Origin of the sequence: Pseudomonas sp. BNK-45 (assembly GCF_047456255.1) — a bacterium.
GTDB lineage: Bacteria > Pseudomonadota > Gammaproteobacteria > Pseudomonadales > Pseudomonadaceae > Aquipseudomonas.
Map to the genome: position 1 here is coordinate 2,128,030 of NZ_CP179909.1, position 16,170 is coordinate 2,144,199.

A 16,170-nucleotide genomic window follows, 5' to 3' on the forward strand; every position below is an offset into this window, starting at 1 on the left:
GCGCAATGAATGGGTTCAGGCCTGACGCTGTGGCCGCTGAGTCTGCGAGGCGTTGCCCAGGCGTGCGCACAGGTGTTCGATGACAAAGGCCAGGACGATGTAGATCAGCGCCACCGCCAGCAGCGGTTCGTAGACCTTCAGGGTCTGGGCCCGCACCAGGTTGGCGGCGCCGAGCAGGTCGGTGACCGCCACGGTGGAGGCCAATGCGGTGGCCTTGAGCAGCAGCACGCATTCCCCCACCAGGGTCGGGCGTACCAGCTCCAGGGCCCGGGGTAGCCAGACCCGGCGCAGGGTCAGCCAGTAGCCCATGCCATAGGCGCGGGCGGCTTCCAGCTCGCCCCGGGGCACGGCCCGCAGGCCGCCGCGCAGCACTTCGCCGACATAGGCGCCGACACTCAGGGTCAGGGCCAGGGCCACGTACCAGAAGCCTTCGCGCAGGTAGGGCCAGAGAAAGCTGCCGCGGATCGGCGGGTAGGCGGCGAACAGGCTGCCGACCCCGTAGTAGAGGATGTAGATCTGCACCAGCAGCGGCGTGCCGCGGAACACACTGATGTAGAACTGCATGGGCGCACGCAGCAACGGATTGCGCGACACCCGGCCCAGGCCCACCACCACCGCCAGGGCAAAGCCGCAGACCCCGCTCAGCAGCAGGAGCTTGAGGGTGATGCCCAGGCCGCGCAGCAGTTCGGCGGAAAAACCGTTGATCCAGGAAAAGTCCATCCGAGTCTCCTAGTGCTGGGGCAGCCAGCGATTGGTGCGACGCTCGAGCACCCGGAACAGGCTGCCGGACACCAGGGTAATGACGAAATAGAAAGCCGCGACCGCCAGGTAGAACACCAGGTAGTGCTTGGTGGAACCGGCCGCCTGTTTGCCGACTGAAAGCAGTTCGCTGTAGCCGACGATGCTGATCAGCGCGCTGTCCTTGACCAGTACCAGCCACAGGTTCGACAGCCCGGCCATGGCGTAGGGCAGCATGCTCGGCAGCAGGATGCGCCGCACCAGCAGCCAGCGCTCGATGCCGTAGGCCCGCGCCGCTTCGATCTGGCCGTGGGGAATGGCCTGGATCGCGCCGCGGATGATCTCCGCCGAATAGGCGCCCTGGACAATCCCCAGCACCAGTACCGCGGCAATGAAGCCGTTGACCGTGACACTTGGCCGGTCCATGGCGGCCATGGCCATGTTCAACAGGTCGGTGCCGGCGTAGTACAGCAGCAGGATCAGCAGCAGCTCGGGCATGGCCCGGTACAGTGTGGTGTAGACGTTGGCCAGCTTCACCAGCCAGCGCGGGCCCTTGAGCTTGATCATCGCCACCAGCAGGCCGATGCCCAGGCCGAGGACGAAGGCCCCGGCGGAAATCTGCAAGGACACCAGCGCGCCCTGGGCCAGGGCGCCGAGCCAGCCGTCGGCGACGAACAGTTGGGAAAGGTCGGACAGAGAAATCATGACGTATCCAGTCAACGCCGGCGGCCCGCGCGAGCGGGCGCACCGGACGGCTTAGTTGGCAGAGATGTCGACGCTGAAGTAGCGGCTGCGGATCTTGTCGTAGGTGCCGTCGGCCTTGAGCGAGGCCAGGGCGGTGTTGATCCGCTGTTGCAGGGCGCTGTCGCCCTTGCGCAGGCCGACGCCGATGCCGGAACCGAACAGCGGGTCTTTCGGCGCCAGGCCCTTGTCCGCCAGGCCGGCCCCGGCGGTGGTCTTGAGGATCGGTTCGATGGTCAGGGCGTCGGCCAGCATCACGTCGATCCGCCCGCTCTGCAGGTCGGCGATCATGTCGTCCTGGGTGGTGTAGTAGCGCAGGGTCGAGGTCTTGCCGTAGTAGGTCTTGGCGAAGGTGGCGTTGGAGGTCGAACCCTGCACGCCGATCAGCTTGCCCTTGAGGCCTTCGGGGGTGGTGACCAGTTCCAGGCTCTGGTCGGCGACCCACATGGCCGGGGTCTGGTAGTAGGGCGCAGAGAAATCGATGACCTTCTCGCGCTCCTCGGTGATGCTCAGGGAGTTGAGGATGGCGTCGATCTGGCTCGATTGCAGGGCCGGAATCAAACCGTCCCAGGCCACTTCCTTGAGCGGACACTGGGCCTGCATGCGTTCGCACAGGGCCTTGATCAGCTCCGGTTCGAAGCCGCTCCAGTCGCCGTTGCCGCTTTTCATCGAGAACGGCGGGTAAGGTTCCAGGGCGATGCCGAAGACGATCTTGTCGGCGGCCACCGCGTGGCTGGCCAATGCGCTGAACAGGCAACCGGTGGCGAGCACCTTGAGCAGGTTTTTCATGGCTTTACCCTTTATCGAAGTTGTTGTTTTCAAGGATTGAAGCGGGACGTCAGACGCGGTTTTCCTGGGCCATGACGAATTGCCGGCAGCGTTCGCTGACCGGGTTGAGGAACACTTGTTGCGGCGGGCCTTCCTCTTCCACCAGCCCCTGGTGAAGGAACATCACCTTGCTCGACACATCCCGGGCGAAGGCCATTTCGTGGGTCACCAGGATCATGGTGCGGCCTTCCTCGGCGATGCCCTGGATGACCTTGAGCACTTCGCCCACCAGTTCCGGGTCCAGGGCCGAGGTCGGTTCGTCCATCAGCAGTACCTGGGGGCGCATGGCCAGGGCCCGGGCGATGGCCACCCGTTGTTGCTGGCCGCCGGAGAGAAAGGACGGGAAGGCGTCGCGCTTGTTGGCCAGGCCGACTTTTTCCAGCAGGTGCTCGGCGTGGGCGATGGCGTCCTTGCGGTCTTCACCGAGGACATACACCGGCGCCTCGATGACGTTTTCCAGCACGCTGCGATGGGGCCACAGGTTGAAGCTCTGGAACACCATGCTCAATTGCGTGCGCAAGCGTGCCACCTGGGCCGGGTCGGCCACCTGGGGGTTGCCGGCGCGATCAGTCTTCAGGCGCACTTCTTCGCCATTGATACGCAGGCTGCCGCTGCAGGGAATTTCCAACAGGTTGATGCAGCGCAGCAGGGTGCTTTTGCCCGAGCCGCTGGAGCCGATCAGCGACACCACTTCACCTTCATTGGCGCGCAGGGCAATGCCCTTGAGCACGTGGTGATCGGCGTAGCTCTTGTGCAGATCATCGATCGCCACCACGGGATTGACGGAGTTGGGCTGCGATTGCAAGGGTCGACCCTCTTGTTATTGTGCGATGGCCGGGCAGTACCCGGCACAGGGTAGGGCTGGAGAATTAGCCATCGATGGCCTGGGGTCAATCGAGCATTTTTAGCCCGATGCGGTAATTTTTTTCAGCAGTCGGGGATTTTTTCGGCGACGGGCAAGGCTATTGCCGGATCGCGATTGCGGCTATGGTGCTGGCACTCGTTTTTTGCAGTCGAGGCCTGATCGGTATGCGTTATCCCTCCATGACCGCTCTGCGCGCGCTGGACGCGGTGGCCCGCCTGGGCAGTGTCGCCGAAGCCGCCAATGAGCTGAACCTGACCCCCAGCGCCATCAGCCACCAGATCAAGAGCCTGGAGCAGACCCTGGGGTTTGCCCTGACCGAGCGCCAGGGCCGCAGCATTCGCATCACCTACCAGGGCGAGCGCTATGCCCGGGACATTCACCTGCTGCTGGCCAATATCCTCGAGGCCGGCCAGCGCTCCGACGGCCAGCAGGTCAGCGGGCGACTGTGCATCAGTAGCCCGCCGGGGTTCGCCACCTATTGGCTGTGCACCCATATCGCCGAGTTCCAGGCGCTGTATCCCCAGGTCGAATTGCAGCTGGTTTCACCCCGCACCCCGGGCGACACCAGCGACAGCAGCGTCGATCTGTTCGTCGCCTACGGCATGGGCGACTGGCCCAACCAGCATGTGCAGAAGATCGTCTCCCTGCGCTATTTCCCGGTGTGTAGCCCGAGCCTGGTCAATGCCATGGGCGGTTTGAAAACCCTCGACAGCCTGGACCACGCCCTGCTGCTGCACATGATCGACTACTCCGACTGGCGGGTCTGGCTGGCGGCGGCCGGGGCGCCGAATGTCGATGTGCGCCGGGGCATCGTGTTTGCCGACGCGCACTTCGTGCAGTCGGCCTGCATCGCCGGCCAGGGCATCGCCATGGGCGACAACCTGATCAGCGGCGAGGCCCTGGCCAGGGGGCAGTTGGTGCAACCCTTCGGCACCGAGATCGAATCCAACCGCGGCTACTACCTGGTGGCCGACCTGCTCAAGGCCGAGCGCCCGGTGGTGCTGGCCTTCAGCGAATGGGTCAAGTCGCAGTTGCAGGGCATCACCCGCCTGCACCCGGAACCCCGGCGCAATGGCAAAGCGTGAATTTTATTGAGCAATCGCGGCGATATTTTTCGATTGTTGTCCTTCGGGTGCAGCGACTAATGTCCCTCGACATCAGCCGGGCGCAGGGTGTCGTCCGGACGCATAAGAACAAGAGGAGTAGTCGATGACCACCTGTGCCCAGTCCCTGGTTCGTTTGCTGGAAGGTTATGGCGTGGACACGGTGTTCGGGATTCCCGGCGTGCATACCGTCGAGCTGTATCGCGGCCTGCACGGCAGCCGCTTGCGCCATGTCAGTCCGCGGCACGAACAGGGCGCCGGGTTCATGGCCGACGGCTATGCCCGGGCCAGCGGCAAGCCGGGAGTGTGCTTCATCATCACCGGTCCGGGGATGACCAACATCCTCACCGCCATGGGCCAGGCCTACGCCGATTCGGTGCCGATGCTGGTGATTTCCACGGTCAACCGTCGCGAGCACCTGCGCCTGGGCCATGGCCACCTGCATGAGCTGCCGGACCAGCGGGCGATGGTGGCCGGGGTCTGTGCCTTCAGTCATACCCTGCAATCGCCTGCGGAACTGCCGGAGCTCCTGGCCCGTGCCTTTGCCGTGTTCAAGTGCGCGCGGCCACGGCCGGTGCACATCGAGATTCCCCTGGATGTGCTGGACATGCCCGCCACCGACCTCAACCTCATGCCCCGCAGCCTGCCCGGTGCACCGGCGCCTGCCGGGGCTTCGATCGAGGCGGCCGCGACCTTGCTCAACAGTGCCCACCGGCCGCTGATCCTGGCCGGCGGCGGCGCCCGCGGTTGCGCCGAGGTCCTGCGACAATTGGCCGAACGCCTGCAAGCGCCGGTGGCCCTGACCACCAACGCCCGCGGCTTGCTGCCCTGTGGCCATCCGTTGCTGCTCGACGGCGTGCAGTCGTCGGCCCATGGCCGGGCCCTGATCGATGAGGCCGACGTGGTGCTGGCCGTGGGCACCGAACTGGGGGAAACCGACTACGACTTCTTCGGCCTCGGGCCGCTGCGCTTCAAGGGTTCGCTGATCCGCCTGGACATCGACCCGATGCAGGTCATGGGCGTGCAACGGGCCCATGTCGGCCTGGTGGGCGATGCCCTGGAAGGCTTGCAAGCCTTGCTTGGCAAAGTGGCGCCACCCAGCGCTCGCGGTCGTTGGGCGCTGGACAGCGTGCAACGCGTGAACCAGGCCGAACGCACCGGCTGGACGCCCAAGCAACAAGGCTTGCAGGGCTTGCTCGACCTGCTGCGCGACACCCTGGGCAGCCCGATCCTGGTGGGCGACTCGACCCAACCGGTGTACCAGGGCGCCTGCGGCTACCAGGCACCGGCCCCGGCCAGCTGGTTCAACGCCGGCAGCGGTTACGGCACCCTGGGCTACGGCCTGCCGGCAGCCATGGGCGCCAAGCTGGCACAGCCCGAGCGTCCGGTGGTGGCGTTGGTGGGGGACGGCGGCCTGCAGTTCGCCAGCAGCGAGCTGATCGCCGCCAAGGAAGCGCAGGTCGGGGTGATCCTGCTGGTGTGGAACAACCAGTGCTACGGCGAGATCCGCGACTACATGCAGGCCCGGGACATCGCGCCGCTGGGGGTGGACATCCTCACCCCGGACTTCCAGGCCATGGCCCAAAGCTTCCACGTGGCGCACCATCGCGCCGACACGCCAGGGCAGTTGCAGGACTTGCTGCAGAGCCTCAAGGACACTCGGCAGCCGGTGATGATCGAGGTCGACGCCCGGGCCTACCTGGCCCTGGACTGATCCGCCGGCCGGTTCGGCACTCGGGCCGACAAGGAGCGGGCCTTCAAGGGACAAGCTGGGTTACATTGGCCGCGCTCGCCAGGACGCACCTTGTCACTTGAGGATTCAGGGATGAACTGCATTTTCTGCCAGATCGTCGCCGGCACCCTGCCGGCGGCCGTGGTTTACCGCGATGAACACTGCATGGCCTTCATGGACGTGCATCCGCTGGGGCGGGGCCATGTGCTGCTGATTCCCCAGTCTCATGTGGAAAAGCTCGAGCAACTGCCCGGCTTCGTCCGCCAGCACCTGTATCAGGTGTTCGACGGCCTGCTGGCGGCGCAGCGGCGTGCCGGCTACGGCGTCGAAGGCACTCACCTGCTGGTCAATGATGGTCGGGCCACCAACCAGCACATTGCGCATGCCCACCTGCACCTGATCCCGCGCAAGCGTGGCGATGCCCTGGGGTTTGCCGGGCGCTTGCTGCTGCATTTCACTGGGGTGTTCGGGCGCCGCGCGAAACTGGACGTCCTGCAGCAGCAGGCCGCCGGCATCGCCGAACAGGTGCGCGTGCCCTGGGTCAGTGAAACACCGGTGGGCAACCGCTGATATGGACCGCCGTCGCGCGCTGGCCCTTGAATATGCGGAGGCCCAATACCTGCGGGCGCGGGTTCAGGGGCTGGCGAATCTGCCGGGCAACCCCTATCGGGCCAGCCTGTTGGGCGAGCCGGAGTGTGGCGCCTTCGTGGTCGCCGGCAATCCCAGTCCGATGATGAACCGGGTGCATGGCGACTGCGGGCAACAGGCGCGCAGCCTGGCCGATCTGTTACAGACTTGCGCGGCCTACGCCCCGGCGATCGCCTTGATCGCTGAGTCAGCCAAGGTGGCGAACACCCTGGAGCTTGAGGGGCAGCCGTTGCAGCGTCTCAAGGGTTGGACCCACGGGCAGCTGTTCGCCTCGGTGGACCCGCGTGTCGCGCCCTCTTCAGCGCTGGATATCGAACCGGTGACGGCCTCGACCCTGGAAGACTTCTGCGTGCTGCACGGGGACAGTTTCAAAACGCCTGCGGCGGCCCGACCGGTCAATCAGGCGGCCTTCGGTGGATTGCTCAATGAGGACCGTGGGCACTTGTACCTGTTGCGCGAGCAGGGCGTTGCAGTGGCCGGGGCGGCGCTGTTCATCGCTGACAACGCGCTGGCCTACCTGGGCACCGCCTTTACCGCTCGGACCGCCCGGGGCCAGGGTTATCACCGGGCCCTGATCGCCCATCGCTTGCAGCAGGCCGCCGCCCTCGGCGCCCAGAGTGTGGCGGCCACCGCCCTGCTGAACTCGCAAAGCCGGCGCAACCTGGAGCACTGCGGCCTGCGCCTGTCCCACCTGCAGACCCTGTATCGGGCCGTGCCTTAGTGCGGGTTCTGTTGCGCCGCTGGCACCGGGTCGAAGCGGATCGAGTGCAGGATCGCGTCCAGGGTCGCGAAGTCCTGGAAGAACCCCACGCTGTCAGCCACCACCTGACGCCGACCACTGTCGAGCAACGCCATCAGGCAGGTGCCACCATAGGCGTGAAAACCGGTTTCCTCATCGCTGATGCCGCAGGTCTGATAGGCTCGCAAGCCTTTCCAGCCGGGGCCTGAAATGTCCTGCACCGGGCTGGGGGCATCCCTTCCGGCGCTGCGCATCCAGACGCCGTTTTCCTGATAGAAAAACAGCTCCTCGGCGGCCTGTTCCAGGCTGCCCTGCCGCAGGCACAGGTGCAGGGTGTACTCCTCGTTTGGGCGTTTTTTCGGATGGTCCAGGGTGAGGCAGTTCTGCGTCTGGCTGAGCTTCCAGCCTTTGGGGTACTGCAGGCTGAATCCCGGTCCGTTGAAGCGTGGCGAATCCTCGGGCAATACCGGTATCCCGTCTTCCTCCCGCAAGGGTTCATACAGCCTGGGATCGTTGCGACAGGCGGACAGCGGGCGGGCCTGGGCCTTGTGCAACTGGTCGAGGCGATGAGTCCGTGGATCAGCGCTGGCGCTGACACAGGCACAACCGTAGCCGTAATGATTGTTGGTGCGCACCCATTGCTGGTCGTTGAAGGTGGGCCAGTCGCCTTCGGCCTGATAACCGCCCTGGCTGGCAATTTCCCAGACGCCGTCGCGGTCGGTCAGGGTGGCGTTGGCCGGCGTCGGGTTCTCGAACCAGCCGCAACGACGTTCGACCTTGGCCGGAGCGGCGAACGCGGGCAGGGCGATGACGGTCAGCAGAGTGCAGAGCATGACGCGCTGAAGCATGGAGCATCCTTGTTCGAGAGGCAGGGCCGGGGACAATGGAGCGCTGCTTCGGGCGCGTCAAGTCGGGCAGAGGGGCCGTCGAGATAGCACCAGGCGCTCGTCAGCGTCGCAGCAGCATGCCTGTTGCTGATTGGGTTAAGGCTTCGGCAAGCCTGGCCGAAACAGCGGCTGGGAAATGGCGTAATCTCGCGCCTGGCCAACGAGCCGTCCACCTGCCCTGGGGCCTGTCATGCAACGGATGCTGTGCAGTGTTTTAAACCTGGCGATCATCCTGTCATCGCTGGGAGCTTGTACTACGGCGCCGGTCAGGCCGGCGGTCGAGGGCCCGCAGGTGTATGGCTACACCCTCAATCAACCCTTGAGCCGCGAACAGGTGCAGCGGCTGACCGACACCGGCAAGCACTTTGTCGGGGCCATCAAGCTGTATCAGCAGGAATTGCCGGACGGCAGCCAGTTCGGTTTCTACACCGATTACCGGAACTGGCTGGATACGCTGGCCCGCACCAGCCGAGAGTTCCCTGCCGAGGGCGATTGCCAGGCGGCTCAGCAGGCGGACCAGATGCAGCTCACCACCCTGATCGATGACTTCAACGCCCGTCAGGCCCGCCCGGCGGGAGCGCCGCGTCAGGTGGGGGAAGTCTATGCCATCCAGGCGCTGGACGCCTGTCGGCGTGTCGGTGGCCAGGGGCCTGGAGCACACGCCTTTCGCTACACCCTCTGGGCCACCCTGCAAACCGAAACAGCGGCCCCTGAGCACGACTTTCTGCGCAAGGTCGAGGACCCGCATGCCCAGGCCCGGGGCATCGCGCAGGTGATGCTCATGCTGCCCTTTGCCGCGCTGGCGACGTTCATGGGGGGCGGCTGTACTGATTTGCAGTCTCAGCCCAATGGCGACGGCTACTGCGCCCGGCAGCGCGCAGGGGCAGGTAAATGAAGCGCCGGGGTCAATAGCGCCACTTGCGCACCAGGTCCTCGCCGTAGCGCTGGCTGATCAGCGCTTCGCCGCCGTCATCGTCGTCATACACCTCCGCCAGGCACAGCAGCATCAGGGCATCCAGGTACTCCTCGGGCGAGTCGAAGAAGCGCGTCAGCGCCGCGCCTGTGTCGTGGTCGAAGTAGTAGACCGCGCCGCTTTCGCGGTGAAAGCAGAACAGGTTGCCGTTGCCCAGGTAGTCGCCGAAAGCGATCAACTGGTGTGCCAGCGCCAGGTCCAGATCGCTCTCGGGGATATCGACGATGCCGGGGTAGGCCTCCAGCAGAGGCTGGATGCAGATGTTTCCGGGCTCGACGCTGCACAGGACTTCCGCCAGGGACAGCACCCCCAGTTGCCGGTGATAGTCACGCAGTGAAGGGGGCAGGCGGCAGCCCAGGCGCTGTTCCAGGGCCAGCAGGGCGTCCTCGGCAACTGGTGACAGTTGCGGCTGGTTGACGTGGCCTTCCCACAGCGCGCCGTAGGCGCCGATGACCGCCAGGTACCAGCTTCGCCGCGCGGCCTGATCGGGCAGGTCCGGCCAGGCCAGGGGCGGGCAGCCGGCGGGTGGCCATTGTTCGGGGGTGGTTTGATCGGTCATGGAGCGTCCTTGCGAGGGGGCGGAAAGGGGAAAGCTTTATCCATGGCTTGAACACATGGGTCAAGCCTGATGAGCGCTGCGGACATTGTTGGCGGCAAGGTCCGGATCTAGCCTGTGGTTTCGATCATGAATACAGCAGGGAGGACCGCCCAATGACCTTGAAATTCGCAGCCATCGATGCCTGGGCGCAGCCGGCCAACGGCCGTGCCCGGGCGCTGTTGCCGGAAGTGGCGCGGTTGTTCGAGAAGTCCGGATCCGCGCATTGGCTCGACCAGGCCCTGAGTATTGAACAGACCGTGGAACTGATGGATCAGGCTGGGGTGGAGAAACTCATGCTTTCGGCCTGGTGCCGGCCCGAGGGCTGGGTGTTCAGCAACGATGAGATTGCGGCTTACACCCGGGCCTTTCCCGAACGTTTCGTCGGCGTGGCCACGGTGGACCTGAGCCGGCCGATGGCGGCGGTGGCCGAGCTGGAGCGAGCCGTCAAGGAACTGGGCTGCAAGGCTCTGCGCATCGTGCCCTGGTTATGGAAACTGCCGCCCAATCACCGCTGGTATTACCCGCTGTATGTGAAGTGCATCGAATTGGGCATTCCCTTTTGTACCCAGGTTGGTCATACCGGGCCGCTGATGCCGTCGGAAACCGGGCGGCCCGTGCCGTACCTGGACGAGGTGGCCCTGGATTTTCCCGAACTGGTGATTGTTGGGGGACACATCGGGCATCCCTGGACCGACGAGATGATCGGCCTGGCCTGGAAGCACGACAACATTCACATCGATACCTCCGCCTACCTGCCGGCCTATTACCCCCCGCAGCTGCTGCATTTCATGCGCACTTATGGCCAGGACAAGGTGTTGTTCGGCAGCAACTTTCCCCAGCTGTCGCTGAAAAAATGCCTGGAACAGGTACGCGCCTTGGAACTTCCGCCGGCCATTGCGGACAAATTCCTCCAGGGCAATGCCCGTCGGGTATTCGGTTTGTAAGCGTCGGCAACAGACGCTCACCCGCCTGGCCCGGGCGCCTGAACGCCGCTGCCAGATTGCGCTTGCCGCGCGGCAGCGGTTTTTTTGGTCGGAGGTTTCTTGCTATCGTGGCCTCCCTCTTTCACGGACGAATATCGAGACAGCCCATGGCTAACTCCACCCCGTCACGCCTCGGCAAGATCCTTCAGGGTCTGCTGTTTGTTCTGATCGGCATCGGCCTGTTGGTCATCGCCGGCAACCTCACCCTCGAGCGTCGCGAATTCATCGCCAGTGCCCAGACCGCCGACGGTATCGTCAGTGACCTGAACGCCGGTGGTTCGCACCCCGAGATCGCCTTTACCACCGGCAGCGGTGAGAAAATTTCCTACCCCCAGGGCGGCTTTATCTTCGGCTACCAGAAGGATCAGCCGGTGCGGGTCTATTACCAGCCCGAACGGCCGGCCAACAGCGCGGTCATCGATGACCCCGCGGCACTCTGGGGCACTCCCGGTGTGCTGGGCCTGATCGGTTTGGTATTCACCCTGGCCGGCCTGGTGGGTGTCATCAGCCAGCGCGGACGAGCCGCACAAAAAGCAAAAGGACTTTGACCCCATGAACCTCAGCATTCCGATTCCGGTCAACGAAAGTAAATGGCTCTACCAGACCGCCAGCGGCGGTGGCCTGACCATCGCCCTCGTGGCCGGCGGTGGTGGGTCGATCACCCTGCGTTCGCCCCAGGGCAAGGACGTCAGCTATCGCTACGGCGGTCTGGGGGTAGGCGCCGGCTTTGGTGGACGCCTGCCGCGTTTCGGCAAGGTCAATATCCAGGTCAAGGGCAAGAGCGTCAGTGGTGCCGGTGCGGCGGAGGCTTTTCCCAGCACCGGCAAGGTCTTTGTCAGCGATGCCCTTCGCAGCCGGGACCTGACCGAGGACGACATCACCGGGCCTTGTTTCTATACCGAAGTCGGTGGCGGATTGGTGGTGGGCGGTTCGGCCACGGCCCTGCTGTTCGGCCTGGACCCCAAGCTACTGGCCCTGGCGGTCGTTTTGGGAAGCAACCCGGCGACCATGATGGCTTCGATCAAGGTCAACGAGCAGTTGCTGCGTTCGGCCAAGGGCGCCGTGGTCATGGCGGGTATGAACGTCGGACCACAGGCCGGTGGCGGCATTGCCACCTACATGGGCTACCTGTTCTAGCCGCGCCCGGAGGCGCGCCGGGAATCACAGGCGCGCCAGGCACTCCTGGAGAATATCCAGGCCTTCCTCGAACACCTCAGGTTCTGTGGTCAAGGGCGCCAGCAGGCGGATGATGTGCCGCGACTTGCCGCTGGGCATCAGCAGCAGCCCGGCCTCCCGGGCATTGCCGAGCAGGGTGCTCAGGTGCTCCGGCGCCGGTTCGCCATGGGCGTTGACCAGCTCGATGCCACGCATCGCGCCGACCCCGGTCAAGCGTCCCAGATAGGGGCTCAGGCGATCGGCTTTCCAGCCCTCATAACGTTGCACGATGGCCTGTTCCTGGCGCTCGCCCCAGGTTTGCAGGTGCTCGTCGGTCATTTCCTCCAGGGTGGCGAGGGCGGCTGCGCAGGCAATCGGGTTGCCGGAATAGGTGCCACCCAGGCCGCCCTTGGGCAACGCGTCGAGCAACTCCTTGCGTCCCACCACGGCCCCCAGCGGAAGCCCGCCGCCAATGCTCTTGCCCAGCAGGATCAAGTCCGGCTCGATGCCCAGGGCAGAGAAGGCAAAGCGTTGCCCGGTGCGGCCGAAGCCGGACTGGATTTCATCGGCGATCAGCAAAATGCCATGTTGGTCACAGAAGCTGCGCAACGCCCGGGCGAAGGTCGGGTCCAGGGCCAGGAAGCCGCCTTCGCCCTGCACCGGTTCGAGGATGAAACAGGCCACTTCCTCGACAGCGATTTCCACGCTGAACAGGCGCTGCATGGCCTTCAGGGCTTCGTCGCAGCTGACGCCGTTGTCGGCGCTGGGGTAGGGCAGGTGATACACCGGCCCCGGCAGCAGGCCGACCTTCTGCTTGTAGGGCGCCACCTTGCCATTGAGGTTGAGGGTGGCCAGGGTGCGCCCGTGAAAGCCGCCGTCGAAGGCGATGACCGCGCTGCGCCCAGTGGCCCCGCGCACGATCTTCAGGGCATTTTCCGCGGCCTCGGCGCCGCTGTTGGTAAGCATGCCGCTGACCGGGTAACTCACCGGGATAAAGTCCGCCAGGCGCTGCATGAGCTCGATGTAGGGCTCGTGGTGTGCGGCGTTGAAGGCGTAGTGGGTGAGCCGGGTGGCCTGCTGCTGGATGGCCGCGACGATGCGCGGATGGCAATGCCCAAGGTTGAGCACGCCGATACCGCCGACGAAGTCGATGTAGCGTTTGCCGTCACTGTCCCAGACCTCGGCGTTGCGTCCGTGGCTGAGGCGGATCGGGTGGACGGTGGAAATTGAACGGCTGATGTTCTCGTGGCTCATGGATGCGGGCTCTGGGTGCCGGAAACGAGCCGTTATCTAAGCCGGGGCCGGGGGGCCGGGACAAACGAAATAAAGTCGTCGGGTCAGTATGAAAATTACCGATGTGTTGCGGCCTTTAGCTCATTTTTGCTGCGCCTTGCGCCGGTTGCGCAGGTGCCGCACCAGCGCTATCAGGGCCACCAGCGCCAGGACCCCGAGGAAGATCGGCAGGCGGTAGGGTTTCAGGTCACCGAGGAAATGCTCCAGGGCTTCGCCGGCCCAGTAACCGGCGCTGACGAACAGGACGGCCCAGACCGCCGCGCCCAGCACGTTGAGCAGGGCGAAGCGCCAGGGCGCCAGGCCGCTGGCACCGATCACCATCGGGCCGACCAGGCGCATGCCGTAGAGAAAGCGCACGGCGAACACCGACGTCGAAGGGTAGCGCTGGATCAGCCCCTGGACCCGTTCGATGGCCGCCTGATGGCGCTTGAGCCTGGGCAGCAGGCGCGCTCCGGAGTAACGGCCGGTCCAGAACAGCAGTTGATCGCCGAGGATGCCGCCGAGGGTGGCCCAGCCGATCACTTGCGGCCAGTGCAGGCTGCCCTGATGCGCCGCCATGCCGCCGAGGATCAACACGGTTTCGCCTTCCAGCAGGCAGCCGATGAAGATCACCCAGTAGCCGTAGGCGGCGATCAGGGCATTGAGGTCGAGGTGTTCGAGCATGGGCAAGAGCTTCCGGAGGGGGGCTGAAAACAAGCCGGGCGATGATCAGGTTACAAATGGCTCTGATTCCATTCCTAGGCACAAGTGCCCAGGATCTTCAGCGCGGGTCCGGCCAGTCCTTCAGAGCCCAGCGTAGACGTCAGTCTCGGCGTAGGACACGGGTAGACATACGGCCATTGTTTCCGTGGAGCAGACTGGGATCGCGGGTGTGAGGAAGCCCCTGTGAGTGCAGGCGGCATGGGGGAGCAGGATCAGTCGTTATCTGCGTCGGCTTTCTCGACCCAGGCGGATTTGGACGAGGGATAGCGTATTTCAACCTGGGTACCCGCTTGAATCAGGGCCTCCTGCCAGACCCTGAACTGTTGCGGCCAGGCTTGGCTCACCTTGAAGGGGCCGCCGGCCAGCAAGTCCCTGGCCACGCTGGGACTGACGCCCATGGCTTGCCTGATCAGCGCGAAGACTTTCGCGGGGTTGGGCCCCACCTCGGTGATCCAGAGCGCTGGATCACTGGAGGCGAGGGGCGGGTAGTCCGCAAACGGAGCATATTGCCGGGTCAGCACTGTCATGGCATCGCTGTAGCTCAGCGAAGCCAGGGCCTGGGCATTGGCCAGGTGTTCATCGCAGAACCACTCGTAGCCATGAGGGTGTCCTGCGCACCCTTCGCCCAGTGGACGGTAATCGGCGAACTGCACCATGGCGCCGCCACTTCCGGCATGCTGCATCTCTGAGGAAAAATCGTTGTGGCACAGCTCGCATACAGGCGGTTTCATCGCTCTATCACTCTGGGCATGCTTGGCCTTGCGGGGCCGAGGTCACGCAGTCTGCCCCAACACCCACGCCCAGAACATCCCCGCCCCATACAAGCCCAGCCCGAACACCGCATGCGCCATCAGGCTGCGCAGCCGGGCCACATTCGGCTTGGGCGTCTTGCTCGCCGCGATTCCGGCGCCCATGCCCGGTTGCATCAGCAAGAACGGCGCAGCCACCGTCAAGACACCGATGATCAGGGCCGGTGCCAGGGTCGGCTGTCGCGCCCACTCCAGGCCGCAGATCAGCAGCAACAGGGCGGCAAAGCCGACGCCGATCAGGTAGTGCGCCAGCCAGCCCAGTGCATGCTCCCCGGGGACCGCAGCGGCTTGGGCGATGCTTGGATGCACGAAGCGCCCACGAGGAAAATGCCCGATCCAGCGGCCGACCATCGCCCAGTTGGCGCCAGGCATGTTCAGCGCCCGCGCCAGAAACAGCGTCCAAAGATCAAGGATCAAGGTGGCGCCGATGCCCAACAGCAGCGCCTGTGAGATCAACGCGACGAACTCATGCATTACGGACTCCTTGAAGTGCGACGGGCTGTGCTTCAGCCTTGTGCGCGGGCGTGATAAGTTTTCATTCAATTAAGTGATTGAATGATCAATAAAGCAGCAGGAGCTGTCAATGAGCGATTCGATTTCCCCCCAGCATCCCCTGGTCGAGATGGCTGAGCTGGCGCGCATTCTCGGCCACCATCACCGGCTGATCCTGTTGGAGCACATTGCTCGCGGCGAGCTGCCGGTGGAGCGTCTGGTGGAGGCCTCGGGCCTGTCGGTGGCCAACACCTCCCAGCATCTGCAGCAGTTGCGGCGTGGCGGTTTCGTGCAGACCCGGCGCGATGGCAAGCGGGTGCTCTACAGCCTCAGCCAGGGGCCGCTGGCCAGTCTGCTGGGCGCCTTGCGTCAGTACGTCGATTACAACCATGGGCAGATTCGCCAACTGCTGGCCGACAGTGAGCAGCAACCGATGCAACTGGAGGGCATATCCCGTGAGGAACTGCGTCAACGCTTGCAGGAAGGCGGCATGACCCTGCTGGACGTGCGTTCGCCGGAGGAGTTCGCTCAAGGGCATTTGCCCGGGGCAATCAACATCCCGCTGGAGGAGCTGGAGCAGCGTCTGGCCGAATTGGCTGCTGATCAGGAGTGTGTAGCGTATTGCCGTGGCCCCTACTGCGTGCTGTCACACAATGCCGCAGCCCTGCTGCGGGCCAAGGGCTTCAAGGTGCGGCGTCTGGAGCAGGGATTCACCGATTGGCAAGCGGCGGGACTGGGGGTGGAAACCAGCGAGTAAAAGCGCCACCTGGGCCGGCATACAGGACATTGCCTAGGGCGCAATGATCCATATCAACAGGGTTTTCAGAAAAATCCGCTACAAGGGCAACAGGCTCGGACCCACAAGGTATCGAGCCCCGGGCCCG

At 64.7% G+C, this 16,170-nt stretch carries 19 protein-coding genes; 9 read left to right on the top strand and 10 right to left on the bottom strand.

All coding sequences use genetic code 11. From position 1 onward, the window contains the following. Nucleotides 1–15: 15 nt before the first annotated feature. From ACMGG8_RS09910 to ACMGG8_RS09925, 4 genes are read right to left on the bottom strand one after another with little or no spacing between them, the layout of a single operon-like run. Nucleotides 16–720: an ABC transporter permease gene (locus ACMGG8_RS09910; RefSeq protein WP_060840930.1), complete on the bottom strand. Its 705-nt coding sequence runs from the start codon at nucleotides 718–720 to the stop codon at nucleotides 16–18. A 9-nt stretch (nucleotides 721–729) separates the two neighbouring features. Next, nucleotides 730–1,443, bottom strand: coding sequence for an ABC transporter permease (locus ACMGG8_RS09915; protein WP_047305985.1), 714 nt, complete (start codon nucleotides 1,441–1,443; stop codon nucleotides 730–732). 51 nt (nucleotides 1,444–1,494) lie between these two features. Then, nucleotides 1,495–2,268: a transporter substrate-binding domain-containing protein gene (locus ACMGG8_RS09920; RefSeq protein ID WP_060840928.1), complete on the bottom strand. Its 774-nt coding sequence runs from the start codon at nucleotides 2,266–2,268 to the stop codon at nucleotides 1,495–1,497. A 49-nt stretch (nucleotides 2,269–2,317) separates the two neighbouring features. Beyond that, complete coding sequence (locus ACMGG8_RS09925; protein ID WP_016966681.1) at nucleotides 2,318–3,112, bottom strand: ABC transporter ATP-binding protein; 795 nt, start codon at nucleotides 3,110–3,112, stop codon at nucleotides 2,318–2,320. A gap of 224 nt (nucleotides 3,113–3,336) precedes the next feature. Between ACMGG8_RS09925 and ACMGG8_RS09930 the strand changes: the two genes are divergently transcribed. The 4 genes from ACMGG8_RS09930 (at nucleotide 3,337) to ACMGG8_RS09945 (ending at nucleotide 7,376) form a co-directional block, all read left to right on the top strand. Then, entirely contained in the window at nucleotides 3,337–4,257 is a 921-nt protein-coding gene (locus ACMGG8_RS09930; protein ID WP_060842013.1) for a LysR substrate-binding domain-containing protein, read from the top strand. A gap of 124 nt (nucleotides 4,258–4,381) precedes the next feature. Next, nucleotides 4,382–5,989 (top strand): 5-guanidino-2-oxopentanoate decarboxylase, encoded by a 1,608-nt coding sequence (locus ACMGG8_RS09935; RefSeq protein WP_414159517.1) that lies wholly within the window; start codon nucleotides 4,382–4,384, stop codon nucleotides 5,987–5,989. Between the two features lie 111 nt (nucleotides 5,990–6,100). Continuing rightward, complete coding sequence (locus ACMGG8_RS09940; RefSeq protein ID WP_414159518.1) at nucleotides 6,101–6,577, top strand: HIT family protein; 477 nt, start codon at nucleotides 6,101–6,103, stop codon at nucleotides 6,575–6,577. Between the two features lies 1 nt (nucleotide 6,578). Next, nucleotides 6,579–7,376: a GNAT family N-acetyltransferase gene (locus tag ACMGG8_RS09945; protein WP_414159519.1), complete on the top strand. Its 798-nt coding sequence runs from the start codon at nucleotides 6,579–6,581 to the stop codon at nucleotides 7,374–7,376. Here the strand turns inward: ACMGG8_RS09945 and ACMGG8_RS09950 are convergent. After that, complete coding sequence (locus ACMGG8_RS09950) at nucleotides 7,373–8,242, bottom strand: DUF4087 domain-containing protein (protein ID WP_060844551.1); 870 nt, start codon at nucleotides 8,240–8,242, stop codon at nucleotides 7,373–7,375. The two genes, ACMGG8_RS09945 and ACMGG8_RS09950, sit on opposite strands and share 4 nt — an antisense overlap. Before the next feature lie 229 nt (nucleotides 8,243–8,471). On the opposite strand from ACMGG8_RS09950, the gene ACMGG8_RS09955 reads away from it, so the two are divergent. Continuing rightward, the gene (locus ACMGG8_RS09955; protein WP_146189193.1) at nucleotides 8,472–9,176 is read left to right on the top strand and encodes a hypothetical protein; all 705 of its coding nucleotides are present in this window, start codon (nucleotides 8,472–8,474) and stop codon (nucleotides 9,174–9,176) included. Between the two features lie 10 nt (nucleotides 9,177–9,186). On the opposite strand, the gene ACMGG8_RS09960 is transcribed toward ACMGG8_RS09955, so the two are convergent. Further along, on the bottom strand, nucleotides 9,187–9,813 hold the full coding sequence (locus ACMGG8_RS09960; protein ID WP_414159520.1) for an SMI1/KNR4 family protein: 627 nt from the start codon (nucleotides 9,811–9,813) through the stop codon (nucleotides 9,187–9,189). A 152-nt stretch (nucleotides 9,814–9,965) separates the two neighbouring features. Between ACMGG8_RS09960 and ACMGG8_RS09965 the strand changes: the two genes are divergently transcribed. The 3 genes from ACMGG8_RS09965 to ACMGG8_RS09975 all read left to right on the top strand — a co-directional run bounded on the left by ACMGG8_RS09965 (nucleotide 9,966) and on the right by ACMGG8_RS09975 (nucleotide 11,972). Beyond that, nucleotides 9,966–10,796, top strand: a complete 831-nt coding sequence (locus ACMGG8_RS09965; RefSeq protein ID WP_129406500.1) for an amidohydrolase family protein — start codon at nucleotides 9,966–9,968, stop codon at nucleotides 10,794–10,796. A gap of 146 nt (nucleotides 10,797–10,942) precedes the next feature. Further along, nucleotides 10,943–11,383, top strand: a complete 441-nt coding sequence (locus ACMGG8_RS09970; protein ID WP_232513179.1) for a DUF3592 domain-containing protein — start codon at nucleotides 10,943–10,945, stop codon at nucleotides 11,381–11,383. Nucleotides 11,384–11,387: 4 nt separating this feature from the next. Next, complete coding sequence (locus tag ACMGG8_RS09975) at nucleotides 11,388–11,972, top strand: hypothetical protein (RefSeq protein ID WP_102860366.1); 585 nt, start codon at nucleotides 11,388–11,390, stop codon at nucleotides 11,970–11,972. A 24-nt stretch (nucleotides 11,973–11,996) separates the two neighbouring features. Here the strand turns inward: ACMGG8_RS09975 and ACMGG8_RS09980 are convergent, their stop codons facing one another. The 4 genes from ACMGG8_RS09980 to ACMGG8_RS09995 form a co-directional block, all read right to left on the bottom strand. Continuing rightward, nucleotides 11,997–13,244, bottom strand: a complete 1,248-nt coding sequence (locus ACMGG8_RS09980) for an aspartate aminotransferase family protein (RefSeq protein WP_414159521.1) — start codon at nucleotides 13,242–13,244, stop codon at nucleotides 11,997–11,999. A gap of 120 nt (nucleotides 13,245–13,364) precedes the next feature. Next, complete coding sequence (locus tag ACMGG8_RS09985; protein WP_060844544.1) at nucleotides 13,365–13,946, bottom strand: DedA family protein; 582 nt, start codon at nucleotides 13,944–13,946, stop codon at nucleotides 13,365–13,367. A gap of 251 nt (nucleotides 13,947–14,197) precedes the next feature. Beyond that, nucleotides 14,198–14,716 (bottom strand): hypothetical protein, encoded by a 519-nt coding sequence (locus tag ACMGG8_RS09990; RefSeq protein ID WP_414159522.1) that lies wholly within the window; start codon nucleotides 14,714–14,716, stop codon nucleotides 14,198–14,200. 42 nt (nucleotides 14,717–14,758) lie between these two features. Further along, nucleotides 14,759–15,268 carry a DUF2938 domain-containing protein gene (locus ACMGG8_RS09995; protein WP_060840906.1) on the bottom strand — a complete coding sequence of 170 codons (510 nt, stop codon included), beginning with the start codon at nucleotides 15,266–15,268 and terminating at the stop codon, nucleotides 14,759–14,761. A gap of 109 nt (nucleotides 15,269–15,377) precedes the next feature. Between ACMGG8_RS09995 and ACMGG8_RS10000 the strand changes: the two genes are divergently transcribed. Then, nucleotides 15,378–16,043 (top strand): ArsR/SmtB family transcription factor, encoded by a 666-nt coding sequence (locus ACMGG8_RS10000; RefSeq protein WP_235759692.1) that lies wholly within the window; start codon nucleotides 15,378–15,380, stop codon nucleotides 16,041–16,043. The last annotated feature ends 127 nt before the right edge of the window (nucleotides 16,044–16,170 follow it).

Bases quoted from the DNA above. Each gene is read 5' to 3' on its own strand.
- ACMGG8_RS09945 (WP_414159519.1), top strand. From the start codon at position 6,579: ATGGACCGCCGTCGCGCGCTGGCCCTTGAATATGCGGAGGCCCAATAC.
- ACMGG8_RS09940 (WP_414159518.1), top strand. From the start codon at position 6,101: ATGAACTGCATTTTCTGCCAGATCGTCGCCGGCACCCTGCCGGCGGCC.
- ACMGG8_RS09955 (WP_146189193.1), top strand. From the start codon at position 8,472: ATGCAACGGATGCTGTGCAGTGTTTTAAACCTGGCGATCATCCTGTCA.
- ACMGG8_RS10000 (WP_235759692.1), top strand. From the start codon at position 15,378: ATGAGCGATTCGATTTCCCCCCAGCATCCCCTGGTCGAGATGGCTGAG.
- ACMGG8_RS09965 (WP_129406500.1), top strand. From the start codon at position 9,966: ATGACCTTGAAATTCGCAGCCATCGATGCCTGGGCGCAGCCGGCCAAC.
- ACMGG8_RS09980 (WP_414159521.1), bottom strand. From the start codon at position 13,244: ATGAGCCACGAGAACATCAGCCGTTCAATTTCCACCGTCCACCCGATC.
- ACMGG8_RS09975 (WP_102860366.1), top strand. From the start codon at position 11,388: ATGAACCTCAGCATTCCGATTCCGGTCAACGAAAGTAAATGGCTCTAC.
- ACMGG8_RS09930 (WP_060842013.1), top strand. From the start codon at position 3,337: ATGCGTTATCCCTCCATGACCGCTCTGCGCGCGCTGGACGCGGTGGCC.
- ACMGG8_RS09995 (WP_060840906.1), bottom strand. From the start codon at position 15,268: ATGCATGAGTTCGTCGCGTTGATCTCACAGGCGCTGCTGTTGGGCATC.
- ACMGG8_RS09985 (WP_060844544.1), bottom strand. From the start codon at position 13,946: ATGCTCGAACACCTCGACCTCAATGCCCTGATCGCCGCCTACGGCTAC.
- ACMGG8_RS09970 (WP_232513179.1), top strand. From the start codon at position 10,943: ATGGCTAACTCCACCCCGTCACGCCTCGGCAAGATCCTTCAGGGTCTG.
- ACMGG8_RS09910 (WP_060840930.1), bottom strand. From the start codon at position 720: ATGGACTTTTCCTGGATCAACGGTTTTTCCGCCGAACTGCTGCGCGGC.
- ACMGG8_RS09990 (WP_414159522.1), bottom strand. From the start codon at position 14,716: ATGAAACCGCCTGTATGCGAGCTGTGCCACAACGATTTTTCCTCAGAG.
- ACMGG8_RS09960 (WP_414159520.1), bottom strand. From the start codon at position 9,813: ATGACCGATCAAACCACCCCCGAACAATGGCCACCCGCCGGCTGCCCG.
- ACMGG8_RS09915 (WP_047305985.1), bottom strand. From the start codon at position 1,443: ATGATTTCTCTGTCCGACCTTTCCCAACTGTTCGTCGCCGACGGCTGG.
- ACMGG8_RS09920 (WP_060840928.1), bottom strand. From the start codon at position 2,268: ATGAAAAACCTGCTCAAGGTGCTCGCCACCGGTTGCCTGTTCAGCGCA.
- ACMGG8_RS09950 (WP_060844551.1), bottom strand. From the start codon at position 8,242: ATGCTTCAGCGCGTCATGCTCTGCACTCTGCTGACCGTCATCGCCCTG.
- ACMGG8_RS09935 (WP_414159517.1), top strand. From the start codon at position 4,382: ATGACCACCTGTGCCCAGTCCCTGGTTCGTTTGCTGGAAGGTTATGGC.